General features: G+C 64.3%; 6 protein-coding genes. All 6 read right to left on the bottom strand.

Features of this window, described 5'->3' with window-relative positions; genetic code table 11:
* Window positions 1–68: 68 nt before the first annotated feature.
* Window positions 69–821: a heme ABC transporter permease gene (locus NKJ78_RS01100; protein ID WP_023682911.1), complete on the bottom strand. Its 753-nt coding sequence runs from the start codon at window positions 819–821 to the stop codon at window positions 69–71.
* 170 nt (window positions 822–991) lie between these two features.
* On the bottom strand, window positions 992–2,764 hold the full coding sequence (locus NKJ78_RS01095) for a glucan ABC transporter ATP-binding protein/ permease (RefSeq protein ID WP_023672897.1): 1,773 nt from the start codon (window positions 2,762–2,764) through the stop codon (window positions 992–994).
* A gap of 343 nt (window positions 2,765–3,107) precedes the next feature.
* A complete protein-coding gene (locus NKJ78_RS01090) occupies window positions 3,108–11,687 on the bottom strand; it encodes a glycoside hydrolase family 94 protein (RefSeq protein ID WP_352460087.1) in 8,580 nt (2,859 codons plus the stop codon).
* A gap of 313 nt (window positions 11,688–12,000) precedes the next feature.
* A complete protein-coding gene (locus NKJ78_RS01085) occupies window positions 12,001–12,579 on the bottom strand; it encodes a HutD/Ves family protein (protein ID WP_352460141.1) in 579 nt (192 codons plus the stop codon).
* 12 nt (window positions 12,580–12,591) lie between these two features.
* Window positions 12,592–14,262: a urocanate hydratase gene (gene hutU, locus NKJ78_RS01080; RefSeq protein ID WP_023705777.1), complete on the bottom strand. Its 1,671-nt coding sequence runs from the start codon at window positions 14,260–14,262 to the stop codon at window positions 12,592–12,594.
* A 28-nt stretch (window positions 14,263–14,290) separates the two neighbouring features.
* Window positions 14,291–15,103 (bottom strand): N-formylglutamate deformylase, encoded by an 813-nt coding sequence (gene hutG / locus NKJ78_RS01075; protein WP_352460086.1) that lies wholly within the window; start codon window positions 15,101–15,103, stop codon window positions 14,291–14,293.
* Window position 15,104: the final 1 nt, after the last annotated feature.

Below are 15,104 nucleotides of genomic sequence, written 5' to 3'. Positions count from 1 at the left end.
GCACCGCAACATAGCAGCACATGCTAATGTTTGGCGGCAGGCGTATGGCTTCGGTTTTGAAAATCGCGCTAGTCGGCCTGCCGTGCTGCCACCCTGCGCATGGCGATCACCCGCCGGCGGCGGATTTCGGTGCGCATCGCCGTCAAATGCAGCGCGAAGAACAGCACGGTGAAGCCGAGCGCCATCACCAGCAGCGGCCATAGCAGGCTGGGATCGATCGTCGGTCCGCCGAGCCGGAACACCGACGCCGGCTGGTGCAGCGTGTTCCACCAGTCGACCGAGAATTTGATGATCGGGATGTTGATGAAGCCGACGAGCGTGATGATGGCGGCGGCCCAGGCGGCGCGGCTGGCGTCATCCAGCGCACGCGTCAGCGCGATGATGCCGAGATACATCAGGAACAGGATGAAGACCGAGGTCAGGCGGGCGTCCCAGACCCACCAGGTGCCCCACATCGGCTTGCCCCAGATCGAGCCGGTGACCAGCGCAAGTGCGGTGAAGGTGGCGCCGATCGGGGCTGCCGACTTCAGCGCGACATCGGCCAAGGGATGGCGCCAGACCAGCGTGCCGAGCGCGGCGACGGCCATCACCGTGTAGCACATCATGGCGAGCCAGGCGAAAGGCACGTGGATATACATGATGCGCACCGTGATGCCCTGCTGGAAATCCTCAGGCGCGGCAAAGCTCATATAGAGACCGATGGCGAGCAGGATCGCGGCGATCGACGCCAGCCACGGCACCAGCCTATCGGCCAGCCCGACAAAGCGCGTGGGGTTGGCGAGGTCGGTCCAGCCGGCGAGGCGTGAGGAGGTATCGCTCATAAGGTCTAGATAGACCGGCGGCGCGTTCGGGGCAATCGAGGGAGTGTCGCAGTCTTATTTACCCTCCCCCTCGTGGGGAGGGTCGCTGCAAAGCAGCGGGGTGGGGGTGGCGGGCACTACCCCACCCGGACCTTCGGTCCGACCTCCCCACAAGGGGGAGGTAAAAAAGCTTACGCAGCTTCGATATTCACCGTGCGGCTGAGACGGCGGACTTCCTCGTCGTTGAGCAGGCCGCCGGCGCGCAGCAGGCTGGCGAAACGGCCATTGCGCAGCGACAGTTCGGCGAAGCCGCCCATCTCGACCACCTTGCCCTTGTCCATGAACACGACCAGGTCGGCGTCGCGGACGGTGGTCAGGCGGTGGGCGATGATGAAGGTGGTGCGGTTGCGCCTCAGTTCGTCGATGGCTTCCTTGACGCGGTCCTCGGTCTCGACATCGAGCGCGCTCGTTGCCTCGTCGAGCACCAGGATCGGTGCGTCCTTGAGCACGGCGCGGGCAATGGCGATGCGCTGACGCTCGCCGCCTGAAAGCTGGCCGCCGCGCTCGCCGACGACGGTGTCATAGCCGGCGCTCTTGGCAAGGATGAAATCCTGCGCGGCAGCCGCATTGGCGGCGGCGTGAACCTCGTCATAAGTCGCCTCGGCACGACCGACGCGGATGTTGTCCTCGATCGAGCGGTTGAGCAGGCCGGCATCCTGGAAGACGGTGGCGATCGAATGACGCAGCGACTTGCGGGTCACCGTGCGGGTGTCGATGCCGTCGATCAGGATACGGCCATGAGACGGCGAGAAGACGCGCTGCAAGAGGTTGATCAGCGTCGTCTTGCCGGCGCCGGTCGGGCCGACGATGGCAACCGTCTGCCCGGCCTGGACCTCGAAGGAGACGTCGTCGACGCCCTGCCGCGAATTGGCAAACTCGAAGCCGACATTCTCGAAGCGGACATGGCCGGTGACGTTGGTGAGGTCGCGCAAGCCGTCCGGCTCGGCGGAGTCGGCGGCCGAATCCTCGAGGTGATAGAAGTCCTCGAGCTTGGCGCGGGCTTCGGAAATCTGGTTGGCGAAAGCCGACATCTGGTCGAGGCGGGCAATCAGCAGCGTGGCAAAGCCGGTGAAGGCGATGACGTCGCCGATCTTGAGCTGGCCATGGGTGACCAGATAGGCGCCGATCAAAAGCACAACCATCATCGAAATGGTCGACGACAGGCGGTGCAGCGCATTGGCCATCGCCCACCAGTCGAGCACCGGGTTCTGCGCGTCGAGCAGGTTCTTGACATAGCGGCGCAGCGTATCGGCCTCGTGGCCGAGACGGTTGTAGCTCTGCAGCACGGCGACATTGCTGACCGAGTCGGTCACATGCGCGAACACCTGATGGTAGTGGCGCTCGACCGCGGCCTGGCCCGCCTTGGTGCGCTTCATCACAAGCCGGCCGATGCCGACATAGAGAACGCCCAGCGCCATCAGCACCAGCGACATGCGAAGATCCATGCTTATAGCGGTCGGAATCAGCAGAGCCAGCGCAACAGCCGTCGACAGATGCTGGCGCATGAATTCAAGCCACAGGCTGAACAGCGTCTCGACGGCGCGCAGCAGCGTGTGCAGCGCGTTGGAGGTGCCGCGCTGGTGGTGCCAGGCGAGCGGCATGGTGATCACGCGCTCGAACGACTGGCACAGCACCTCGCTGCGCCGCTTGTGGGCAAAACGGTCGGCGCCGCGCGCCACCAGCACGAAGGCGACGATGTTAAAGGCGCCGAGACCGGCCCACAGCGCCAGCGTCGAAAACACCGAACCCTTATCGGAGATGGCGTCGATTACCCGGCCGAACATGATCGGCTCGAGGATGGCGATAATGGCGAGCGCGACATTCGCACCGCAGATAAACGCAACGCGCTTCCTGTCGGCTGCGAGATAACCCAGCGCTCTCCAGTAGATTTGCAGAAGTGACACTTCAGCTACTCCGCCCAAAACATTATTGTGCACCGCACCATTTCTTGACACGTACCGGTTAACGGGTCGCAAAACAATGCCCGTCTACCTCTTCCGTTCCCATTCTGCGAACAAAAGATGACGACGTTGCGAAATCTGCCGTGATCACCTAACGGTTTGAGATAAAAGGTGAAATGTCAGTCTTGCGGCAAAATCATGGCAACAGCTGGCCCTGCCACATTTTTAGTCACTGCACGCTTGGACCGCCGTTATCGGGAAGGCACGCCGTTCTGCGCCAGGAGCATGTCGAAGTAGAAAACGCGCGCCTCGAAAGGCGCGCGTCAATAACCTGAAGCCTTTGATTTTACGAGGGTATCTTGACGACCACCTCGGTCTTGTCGCCGGCTTTCGGCTGAAAACCGGAAGATTTTGTCTTGGTTCCATTGACTTCGAGCGAGATTGATTTGGCCTTTTTGTCGCGGATGACGCGAACCTTGATCTCCGACCCCAGCATCTTCAGCGTGGCAGAATAGCCGTCCCAATGGCTGGGCAGTTTCGGCCGGAACGTGATCTGCTTGCCCCGCCGCTCAATGCCCAGAATGCCTTCGACCGCAGCACGGTAGAGCCATCCCGCTGAGCCCGTATACCAGGTCCAGCCGCCGCGACCGCCCTTGTCCTCACCGGAATAGATGTCGGCGGCAACGACGTACGGCTCGACGCGATAATGCTCGGCCGATGCATCGTCGAGCGCATGGTTGACCGGGTTCAGCATCGAGAAGCAGCGATAGGCATCGTCGGTGCGGCCCATTTCGGCGAGCGCGATCACGAACCAGGTCGCCGCATGGGTGTACTGGCCGCCGTTCTCGCGCACGCCCGGCGGATAACTCTTGATGTAACCAGGGTCCTTTCTCGTGTTCTGGAAGGCCGGGGTAAACAGTTTGACGATCTTGAGCTTGTCGTCGACCAGCAGGTTCGTCGCCTGCTGCATCGCCGTGGTCGAGCGCGCGGGGTCGCCCTCGCCGGAGAGCACGCTCCACGACTGCGCGATGGAGTCGATCTTGCACTCGTCCGAATTGTGCGAGCCAAGCGGCGTGCCGTCATCGTAGCTGCCGCGGCGATACCACTGGCCGTCCCAGGCGGTGCTTTCCAGCGCCCGCTTCAGCACATCGGCGTGTTTTGTCCAGGCCTGCGCCCGCTTGGTGTCGCCCTGCCCCTTGGCCACGGTGGTAAAGTCGCCCAGCGTCTTCAAAAGGAACCAGCCGAGCCAGACACTCTCCCCCTTGCCGGCTTCGCCGACGCGGTTCATGCCGTCGTTCCAGTCGCCGCCGAGGATCAGCGGCAGCCCGGCCGGGCTGCTGCGCTTGACCGCAAGGTCGAGCGCGCGCGCGCAATGGTCGTAAAGCGAAGCGCTCGTCTTGGAGATTTCCGGCGTGAAGAAGGCGTCGTGCTCGCCCTCGCCCAACACCTGCCCGTCGATGAAAGGCAGCTGCTCCTTCAGGATCCCTGTATCGCCGGTCACCTCGATGTAGCGATTGGTGGCATGCGCCAGCCAGACCACATCGTCGGAGATCATAGTGCGCACGCCGGCGTCGGTGCGCGGCAACCACCAATGCTGGACGTCGCCTTCGGGGAACTGCCGGCGCGCCGCATTGAGGATCTGGTTGCGCGCCAGTTTCGGATCATGCGCAAGCAGGGCCAGCGTGTCCTGTAGCTGGTCGCGGAAGCCGAAGGCGCCGCTTGCCTGATAAAAGGCCGAGCGGGCGCGGATGCGGCAGGCCAGGCTCTGATAGGGCAGCCAGTGATTGACCATGGCGTCGAGCGCCTTGTCGGGCGTCTCGACCTGGATGGTGTCGAGGAAGCCGCGCCAGACGCGTTCATTATCGGCCAGCCGCTGGTCGAAATCCTTGCCCGAATGGGTCTGCACCAACGCGCTCGCTTCGGCTGATGTAGCGGCGTCGCCAAGCAGCCAGACCAGCGTGACGTCGCCGCCGGCAGGGATGTCGATGTCGCTGGCGACAGCTGCGCACGGATCGTCGCCGGCCTCGACGCGGCCCGACAGGCCGGCGCCGCTGACGACGGCGTGCGGGAAGGCGCTGGTGCCATGCCTGCCGATGAACTCGCCGCGATCGGCTGTCACCGAATGCACCGGACCAGTGGCGGCCAGGAAGGCCACCCGGTCGCCGAAATCGAGACCGTAGGGGTTTTGCGCCAGAAGCGCGCCAGTCGCTGGATCCCTGGACGGGATGATGGTCGCAGCCGTGCTCGAGCGATGGCTGCCGAGGACCCATTCGGCATAGGCATAGACGCGCAGCCGCGCCGGCGCCGGGCCTGAGTTCTGGATGCGCAGCCGCGTGATCTTCACTGGATCGACGGGATCGACGACGTGCGTCAGATCCATCGACAGCGGGCCGCGTTTGGACCGGAAGGTGGAGAAGCCCTGGCCGTGCCATGTCTCATAGGTCATCGAGGGATCGCGGACCACGGCAGCCAGCGGCGAGAATGCCTTGCCGCTGGCCTGGTCGTAGATGTAGATGCCCTCGCCCGGCCGGTTGGTGACCGGATCGTTCGACCATGGCGTCAGCTGGTAATCGCGGCTGTTGCGGCTCCAGGTGAAGGCAGCGCCTTCGGCCGAGACATGGAATCCGAACGAGGCGTTCGAGACGACGTTGATCCAGGGCTGCGGCGTCGAGCGCCGCCCGGCAAGGCGGGTGACATAGTGGCGGCCGTCGCCCTCGAAACCGCCAAAGCCGTTCCATTGGCTGAGGCCGCTGCCGTCGGCGCTGCTGTCGGACGCGGCATGGTATGCAGGCGCCGCCGGCACCGGCAGAGACGGCTCGCGCAGCGACGCGGGGGCCACCGGCTGCAGGGCATCGCGTGCTTGCAAGGCTGCCGCCTCGGCGCGTTCGATCTGGTCGAAGATGGTGCCGTTGCGCGTGTGCAGAACCACGCGGGCAACCGCCAGCAGCGTCTTGTACGTCGCCTCGTCCATCAGGTCGCGGCGCACGGCGAAGATGTGCTGGCGCGGCCCGAGTTCCTTGCCGCGCAGGCGGCTGTTTTCGCACAGCGTCTCGACCGCGCGCTGCAGGTCCTGGACATAGGACGATGCCTGCTCGTTGACGACCACGAAGTCGATCATCATGCCGCGGGCGCGCATATACTCCTGGAAGCGCAGCGCCTGGGCGACAATTTCGAGGTCGGCCACGTCGCCGATGCGGACCAGGAAGATCGGGAAATCGCCCGAAATGCTGGTCGGCCACAGGCTGGACTGCTTGCCCAGCCCCGAAGCGATGGATTCGCCGGGAAGGCGCAGGAACGGATCGGGATAGATCAGGAAGCGCGCCAGCTTCTGCACGTTGGCGGCGTCGGTCAGGCTGAGACCAAGATGGCGGGTCTGCACCTGCGAACGCGTCCAGGCAAGCATCGCCTGGCGAGCAAAACTTTCGGGATGGTCGAGCCTGGCGATGGCCTCGTCCAGTTCGGCGCGGTTGGCGCCGACGGCGGTCCAGAAGGTCAGCGATATCTTCTTGTTGGCCGGCACCCGCACCTGGCGGCGCAGGGCCGCTACCGGATCGAGGGTGAAGCCGTGGTGACCGCCAAGCTTGGCGCCGGGATCGAAGGCCGCCGCTTCCGCGATGGTACGGCCACGGCCGATGAAGGCACGGCGGTCGGTTTCGGCCTCGGCATCGCGCGCCGACCCGGACGGATCGGTGACGAAATGCACCATGGTGACGTCAGGCTCGTTCTTCTCGCGCTTGCGCCTGGTGGCAAAGATGGCGCCGTTATTGGCAGCGATCTCGGTCTCGATAAACATTTTCGAGAACGCAGGATGGGCATTGTCGGAGGCTTCGTTGCCCAGCACCAGCTCGGCAAAGGAGGTCACCTCGATATGCCGGTCAGTGGCGCCGTCGTTGTAGAGCGTGACGCGCCGTCCCTCGCCATTGCCTTCCGAGATGACGATGCATTCGACCTCCGAACGCAGCGAGCCCACTGTTTTGACGAAGCTCGCCTTGTCGTCGGAAAACAGCGTTTGCACTCTCTCGCCGGTCGCCTGCTTCGGCTCTGCGGTGGCCGACCACCAGTCGCCGCTGCCGGCGTCGCGCAGGAAGATGTAGGAGCCGAGCCGGTCTTCGGTCGGGTCGGGCTGCCAACGGGTGACGGCGAGTTCGCCCCAGCGGCTGTAACCGGAACCGGTGGCCGAGACCATGACGGAGTAGCGGCCATTGGACATGACGCTGGTGGCGCGCAACGCCCTCAGCGGGTCGAGGACGATGCGCGAATCCGGGCTCTCGACCTCGGTCTCGTCCTTCGAGCGCTCGTCGGCTTCGGTCCTGACCGTGGCGGTCGGGATGTCGCGCGGCGCCCTCTCCTGAAGCAGGAGTTCGGCAGACTCGATCACCGGATCGCTGTGGAAGCGGTCGCGCAGCCTGCCCTCGAAGATGGCGTCGGCAACGGCGGCGATCGACATGCCGGAGTGATGCGCCATGTAGTTCAGGACAACGGCATGGTCGGTGCCTTCCGGCACGCGCTGCGGCGTGAAGTCGACGGCGTCATAAAAGCCATGCCGGCCGAGAGCGCCGATGGAGCGCAGCCTGGCCAGATTCTGGACGGATTCGCGCGGTGTGAACTGCGCCGCGAGGATCGTGGCGTAAGGCGCGATCACCGTGTTCTGGCCAAGGCCGCGCTTGAGACCAAGTCCGGGCACGCCGAAATTGGTATACTGGTAGGTCAGTTCGCGGTCGCGGGCATTGTAGGCCGCTTCCGAAATGCCCCAGGGCACGTTCTTCGAACGCGCGTACTGGATCTGGCGCTTGATGATCAGCTTGCTGGTCTGGTTGAGGATCGACCCCTGCGGCTCCTTCATTACCAAAGGCGGCATCAGATACTCGAACATCGAGCCCGACCAGGACATCAGCGCACCCTGGAAGCCGATCTCGACAATCGGCCTTCCAAGCCGGAACCAATGCTCCGTGGGCAGGTCACCCTTGGCGATGGCGAACAGGCTGGTCAGCCGCGCCTCGGAGGCGAGCAGATCGTAGCAGCTCTCATCGAGCTGATGCTCCTCGACCCGGTAGCCGATTGACAGCAGTTTGCGCTCCTGACGCATCAGGAAAGAGAAATCCATCTCGAAGGCATAGCGGCGGCAGCGTTCGCGCAGCGCCAGCAGCTTGGCGCGCAAGGCTTCGACGGCGTTTTCGTCGCTGTGCGAGTCATGCACATGCGCCTCGCAGGTCGCTTCCAGCCGTGCCGCCCAGTCGGCGATAATGTCGCTCCGCTGCGATCCGGCCTCGGTGTGGATGGCGGTGGCGAGCTTGCGGATCTCGCCGGCAAGCACGGCCAGGTTGATCGTGCGGATTGAGGCCATCTCCGGCTGCGCCTTGATGGTCATGACGGCGCGCCGCATGCCGTCGAGGCGGTCGGCCAGACGCTGGCGCAACGGCCGCAGTTGCCGGCGGTCGTCAGGCAATTCCTCGAGGCTCTCGTCAAGGATGCTCACCGTGTCGAGGACGCCTTCGAAATCGCCCTGCAGGTGAACGGACGGGGCTTCCGCCCATTCGGCGCAGGCAGCCGCCACCGCGACCAGATGTCCGGCGAGATTGCCGCTGTCGACGGCCGAGATGTAAAGCGGATAGAGCGGCTTGAGCGTCGTCGTGTCGTACCAGTTGAAGAGGTGGCCACGGTTGCGCGGCATGCTCTCGATGGTCGTCATCGTGGCGTCGATCCGGGTGATGGCGTCGGAGAGCGCAATCCAGCCGAAATCGCGTGCCGACACCACCGACAGCAGGTAGACGCCGATATTGGTCGGCGACGTCCGCGGCGCTACAACCGGAGCCGGGCTTTCCTGGAAATTGTCGGGCGGCAGATTGTGGTGCTCGGCCGTGACGAAGGTTTCGAAATAATGCCAGGTGCGGCGCGCCACGGTGCGCAGCGCGTGGATGTCGGCCTGCGATATGCGCAGGCGGTCCTCGGTCTCGGCCGAGCGGCTGATCCAGCAGGCAACCGCCGGCGAACCGATCCAGAACAGAGCGAAGAAGAAGGCGACGAAGGCACCGGTGGAATCGGCCAGCACGGGGATAGCGAGACCGACGACGCCGATGATCACGGCGCCATACATCATGCTGTAATAGGAGCCGATATCGTTGTCGCCGCCCTTGTGCGCCTGCGACGCGGTGCGCCATTCCAGCAGGTTCTGGCGGCTGACGAACAGGCGGTAGAGCGTGCGCACGATGGCGTCGCCCATCATCCAGGCATTGTGCGCCATCAACAGCACTTTCAGCGCCACAAGGGCCGTGCCGAAGACGGTGTCGTGCGCCAGCGCGGAGAAATGGCCGCGCGGCGTCTGGTCGCCGCTCTTGGGCAGGACGGCGTTGACGACATCGAAGGTCGGCGCCATGAACAGCGACAGGATCAGCAGCGCCTGCCACTGCGCGGCCTGCGTGAAGGGCAGCAGCGTCCAGCCGGCGATCGCCGCCATCACCCAGAAGATCGGGGTCAGCGAGCGGCGCAGATTGTCGACCATCTTCCAGCGCGACAGCGCCGGCACGCCGGAACGCGGCGAGAAGATGAAGCGCAGCAGCTGCCAGTCGCCGCGCGCCCAGCGGTGGTGGCGCGAGGCGTCGACCGAGTAGCGGGTAGGATAGTCCTCGACCAGTTCGACATCGGTGACAAGTGCTGCGCGCGCCAGCGCACCTTCGAGCAGATCGTGGCTGAGGACGGTGTTTTCCTCGATGCGGCCCTGCAGCGCCGCCTCGAAAGCGTCGACGTGATAAAGGCCCTTGCCGGTGAAGGAGCCGTCGCTGAAGACGTCCTGGTAGAGGTCCGAAACGGCAAAGACGTAAGGATCGAGACCGCTGTTGGACGAGAAGACGCGCTGGAAGAAGGAAGCGTCGTCGCCGCTGGTGAGCGAGGCTGTGATGCGCGGCTGCAGGATGGTGTAGCCGGCGGTGACGACGCGCTTTGTCGCGTCGAAATGCGGGCGGTTGAGCGGATGGGCGAGCTTGCCAACCAGTGACGACACGGCGTCGCGCGTGGTGCGCGTGTCGGCGTCGAGCGTCATGACATAGACGACCTTTTCCGGCAGCGGCACGTCGAGCGGCAGGAAGGTGGTGTCGCTGTCGCCGCGCAAGAGAAGGTTCAGCTCATGCAGCTTGCCGCGCTTGCGCTCCCAGCCCATCCAGGCGCCCTGCGCCTGGTTGTAGAGCCGGCGGCGATGCAGGATATAGAAACGCGGCGCGCCTTCCGAGGGATAACGGGCATTGAGCCTGGCGATCTCGTCGCGCGCATATTGCAGGATCTCGATGTCGGCGGCGTCGATCTCGGTCTTGGAATCCGGCCAGTCGGACAGCAGCGCGAAATGGATTTCTTCGGCCGTGTTGGCGAGGTGATGCACCTCGATGTTGCGGATGTTTTCCTCGACATCATCGCGCGAGCCGATCAGCGACGGCACCACGACCAAGGTGCGTGATGCCGCTGGAATGCCGTGCTTGTAATCATAGCCGACGAGCCGCGTCGGCTTCAGGAACAGTGAAACAACGGTGTTGAAGAAGGCGAGCGCGCCTTCGCTGGCAGGCACCGCAAACAGCGCCAGCATCAGCGTGATGGATTCCACCGACAGGCCAAGATGGGCAAGCGCATTGCCGGAGACAACCAGCAGTAGCACCGTAAGCAGGAAGACCGGCACAACGATGCCGAGCCAGCCCGTGGCGGTGAAGGCGCGCTTGAAGGTCACATGGAAGGGCGGCCGGTAGCCGATGGCCTTTTCCAGATCCGGCCGGCGCGGGCCGACCAGGAAGAAGCCGACATCGGTATGCATGGCCGGATCGGCTGATGCATCCGGCACGCCGGAGGCATCGGTGACCCCGGGAACATGGCTGGCCAGTTCGATGGCCTTTTCGGCGACACGGAATTCGGACAGGTCGGAGCGGCGCGCCAGTTGCTCGATCGACGTGCGGTACTGGTCGCGCGAAAAGAAATCGAGCGCGGCGAAATCGGTGCGCTCGCGCAACAGCGTGTCGATGCGGCTGACGCCCTCGAACCACACCGTCCAGTCGACGTCGTTGATGAGGCGCAGGCCGCGGATGATGTTGCCGGTGGTGACATTGCCGCTGGACAGCGTGCGATGCTCGGAAATGATGATTTCCTCGGCGTCGGAGCCGGTTTTCTCGAGCTCGACCTCCAGCCACTCCAGCGCCCTGCCGGCATTCTGCGAGCCATCGCGCAGGCGGTAGAGCAACTGGGTGGCGAAGGTGGTGTCCTGCGCATGCGCGCCGTAGCCCGACAGTATCTTCCGGCGGTCTGCATTGTCGTCGGTCGCCAGCACGCGGTCGGCGACCTCGTTGGCGATATGGCGCATCTGCCTGGTGCGGTCGACGCGCACGGCGATGCGGCGCAGATTCTCGATCAAAACGAAGCGCAGCAGCGACGGCAGCGCCCACAATTCGCCGATCTTGAGCGGCTCGACCGACTGAAAACCCTCGACGATGGATTTGAACATGGTCGCCGAAACCGAACTGTCGGAATGGGCGACATAGCTCCAGGCCAGGGCCAGCGCGCGCGGCACCGCGGCGCGGTTGGCGACTTCCAGGGTCGGCAACTGCCGGTAGAAACGGCGCGGCAGGTCGCGCTTCACCTGAAAAATGGTCTCCTCGACGAGATAATTGTTGTCGAGCAGCCATTGCGCGGCAGGCGTGATGGTTTCGCCCTTGGCCTGGGCGGCATTGGTCGAGCGGTAGACTTCGAGGATTTTCTTGGCGCTGTCGCGGATGCGGGCCTGGAAATCGAATTGCGTCAGGCCGAACAGGTCCTTGATGTCGCCCTTGGCGAGGCTTTCGCCCAGCGCGCGCAGCCGCTCTTCGGGCAGGAAATTGGAGCGTATCGGCTCTTCGGTGATGACCGGGAAGCCGGCGCTGGACTTTTCGATATGGGCAGGATTTGTCTGGATATTCATTGAAAATTCCGCATGGGGGACGCGATGCGGCGCCACCGCCACGGCAATGTCCCTAAAACCGATTCAAATGCAATTGGTTGCATGAATACACTGGCCGAAAGTTTTGCTTCGCACCACGCCAGAGGCGTTATCCCTTCGACATTTTAAGTGGGGCTTTCGACAACTTAAGGACGAGCACCCCTGCCCTCCCGTCCGCCTTGGAACGACGGAAGGATTCGGGCTTTTTCGTGATCCAGACAACAGCTTACGCCAGATTTCTCCGGCGTGCGATCATGTTTGGCAACAGGCGTTAATCGTTGTGCTGGCGGTGCGGCTAGCCCAGGCTGGCTATCCGGACGACGAACACGATCGTCGGCCGCACCGGTTCAAGCCGCAGTTTCGCGGCCTGCGGTCCGAGCAACAGCGTGTCGCGAGGTCCAAGGCGCGACGATGTCGCGCCGGTCACGCCGACCTCACCGTCGAACGGCAGGATCAGGGTCATAGCGCTGGTCGGCCGGATATCGGTCGGAACCGAAACTATCAGACGCTGGACCGAGTGCGTTGCCCGCCCGCGGCGGGTCATGACGTTGAGGTCGGTGATCGGACCGGAGATCAGCGCGGCCGTGGTCGGCACATCGGCCGGGAAGGACAGCGGGGCGGAAGCCGCCGTCACTTCGGCCGGCCGCCGGCCAGCAATGTCGAGGACGATGCCCTCGCCTTCCAGCACGGCCAGCGTGCGGTCGACGCCGGCAAAGCCCGAGAACGGCCCGCTATCCTCGACTCGCGCCATCGAAACGCGCCAGTCGAAATCGTCCAGCCCGGCGCCGTCCGGCGAGACGGCGATCTCGGTGGTCGTGCCGCCGCCATTCTTCCACGGCATGACCCGGTAGTCGGCGGCCCATAGGATGCGCATCATTTAAGCCAATCAGCCTAGAATACCGGGCAGATTGAGCTGGTGCTCCTTCGCGCACTCGATGGCGATGTCGTAGCCGGCATCGGCGTGGCGCATGACGCCTGTCGCCGGATCGTTCCACAACACGCGCTGCAGGCGCCTTGCGGCGTCCGGCGTGCCGTCGGCGACGATGACCATGCCGGCATGCTGCGAGAAGCCCATGCCGACGCCGCCGCCATGATGCAGCGACACCCAGGTTGCGCCCGACGCGGTGTTGAGCAACGCATTGAGCAGCGGCCAGTCGGAGACGGCGTCGGAGCCGTCCTTCATCGCTTCCGTCTCGCGGTTGGGCGAAGCCACCGAGCCGGAATCGAGGTGGTCGCGGCCGATGACGACGGGCGCCTTGAGTTCGCCCCTGGCCACCATCTCGTTGAAGGCGAGGCCCAGCCTGTGGCGGTCGCCGAGGCCGACCCAGCAGATGCGCGCCGGCAGGCCCTGAAAGGCGATGCGCTCACGTGCCATGTCCAGCCAGTTGTGCAGATGGGTGTTGCCGGGGGTGAGTTCGCGCACCTTGGCGTCCGTCTTGTAGATATCCTCGGGATCGCCCGAAAGAGCAGCCCAGCGGAACGGGCCGATGCCGCGGCAGAACAGCGGCCTTATATAGGCCGGCACGAAACCCGGGAAAGCAAAGGCGTTCTCGAAGCCTTCGTCCTTGGCGACCTGGCGGATGTTGTTGCCATAGTCGAGCGTCGGCACGCCGGCATTCCAGAACGCGACCATCGCCTCGACATGCTCGCGCATTGAGGCGCGGGCGGCCTTCTCGACAGCCTTGGGATCGGAGACGCGCTTCTCGCGCCACTCAGCCATCGTCCAGCCCTTGGGCAGATAGCCGTTAATCGGGTCATGCGCCGAGGTCTGGTCGGTGACCATGTCGGGGCGGATGCCCCGCTTGAACATTTCCGGCACGATGTCGGCCGCATTGCCGAGCAGGCCGACCGACTTCGCCTCGCCGGCCTTGGTCCAGCGCTCGATCATTTCCATCGCTTCGTCGAGCGTCTCGGCCTTCTCGTCGACATAGCGGGTGCGCAGCCGGAAATCGATCGAGTCCGGATTGCATTCGATGGCGAGGCAGCAGGCGCCGGCCATGACGGCGGCAAGCGGCTGGGCGCCGCCCATGCCGCCGAGGCCGCCGGTCAGGATCCATTTGCCCGTAAGGTTGCCATTGTAGTGCTGGCGGCCGGCCTCGACGAAGGTCTCGTAGGTGCCCTGCACGATGCCTTGCGTGCCGATATAGATCCAGGAGCCGGCCGTCATCTGGCCGTACATCATCAGGCCTTTTTTATCGAGCTCGTTGAATTTGTCCCAGGTCGCCCAATGCGGCACGATGTTGGAGTTGGCGATCAGCACGCGCGGCGCATCGGTGTGCGTCCGGAAGACGCCGACCGGCTTGCCGGACTGGACCAGCAGCGTCTCGTCTTCATTGAGGGTCTTCAACGAGGCGACGATGCTGTCGAAATCGTTCCAGGTGCGCGCGGCCCGGCCGATGCCGCCATAGACGACGAGCTCATTGGGGTTTTCGGCGACATCGGGATCGAGGTTGTTCATCAGCATGCGCAGCGGCGCTTCGGTCGTCCAGTATTTGGCGTTGAGCTTGTCGCCGCGGGGCGCGCGCACTTCGCGGATGTTGTGGCGAGGATTGTTCATCATTGTCCCTTTGGAGTAAGGCGGCGTCTCAGCGCCCGGCCCAGTCAATGGCGGATTGGAGGATTTTCGTCAGTGTGGCGCGCATCGGCGCGGCGAACTCGGCATCATAAGGCACCGGCCAATTGTCCGGTTCGCCCTTGCCCTCGGGCTCGCGCAAATAGCCGCGATCGGCAAGTTCCATTTGCAGCGCATGGTAGCCGCCTTGCGGATTGCCGAAATAGCGGGTGATCCAGCCGCCCTTGAAACGGCCGTTGATGACATTGCTTTCACCGCTCTCGGCCATGATCTGACCAACCAGCGCCTGCAGCGTAGGATTCGCGGTCTGGCCGTCATTGGTGCCGAGATTGAACACCGGCAGCGTGCCGTAGAACAGGCGCGGCAGCACCGACCGGATCGAGTGGCAATCGTAAATGACGACCTTCTCATGCAGGCCGCGCAGCCTGACGGACTGAGCCGCCAGCATTTCATGGTAGGGCACGAAATACGCTATGCGGCGTTGATCGATCTCCGATGGCGTCGGTTCCGCGCCGGGCAGATACAGCGGATCGCCGTCGAAGGTCTCGGTCGGGCATAGCGTCGTTGTCGTCTGCCCGGGATAGAGCGAGGCGCCGGAAGGATCGCGGTTGACATCGATGACGGTGCGCGAGATCGACGTGTGCACGACAGTCGCGCCAAGGCCGGCGGCAAAATCGTAGAGATTGTCGATCCACCAGTCGCAATCGCGGCGGCCGAGCCAGGGCGAGACCAGCCGATTGTCGATGCCGGCGAGATCGATACCCGTGTGCGGGATCGACACCAACAGGGGTGCCGTGCCTTCGGTCACTGTCAGCCAGTCGGTCATG

The sequence above is a fragment of the Mesorhizobium sp. M0037 genome, assembly GCF_040323635.1.
Classification (GTDB): Bacteria; Pseudomonadota; Alphaproteobacteria; order Rhizobiales; family Rhizobiaceae; genus Mesorhizobium.
This window is presented reverse-complemented; position numbering and strand designations above follow the sequence as displayed.

What these genes read in the sequence shown, in the direction of transcription:
- NKJ78_RS01100 (WP_023682911.1), bottom strand. Translation starts at nt 821, where the DNA reads ATGAGCGATACCTCCTCACGCCTCGCCGGCTGGACCGACCTCGCCAAC.
- NKJ78_RS01090 (WP_352460087.1), bottom strand. Translation starts at nt 11,687, where the DNA reads ATGAATATCCAGACAAATCCTGCCCATATCGAAAAGTCCAGCGCCGGC.
- NKJ78_RS01085 (WP_352460141.1), bottom strand. Translation starts at nt 12,579, where the DNA reads ATGCGCATCCTATGGGCCGCCGACTACCGGGTCATGCCGTGGAAGAAT.
- hutU (WP_023705777.1), bottom strand. Translation starts at nt 14,262, where the DNA reads ATGAACAATCCTCGCCACAACATCCGCGAAGTGCGCGCGCCCCGCGGC.
- hutG (WP_352460086.1), bottom strand. Translation starts at nt 15,103, where the DNA reads ATGACCGACTGGCTGACAGTGACCGAAGGCACGGCACCCCTGTTGGTG.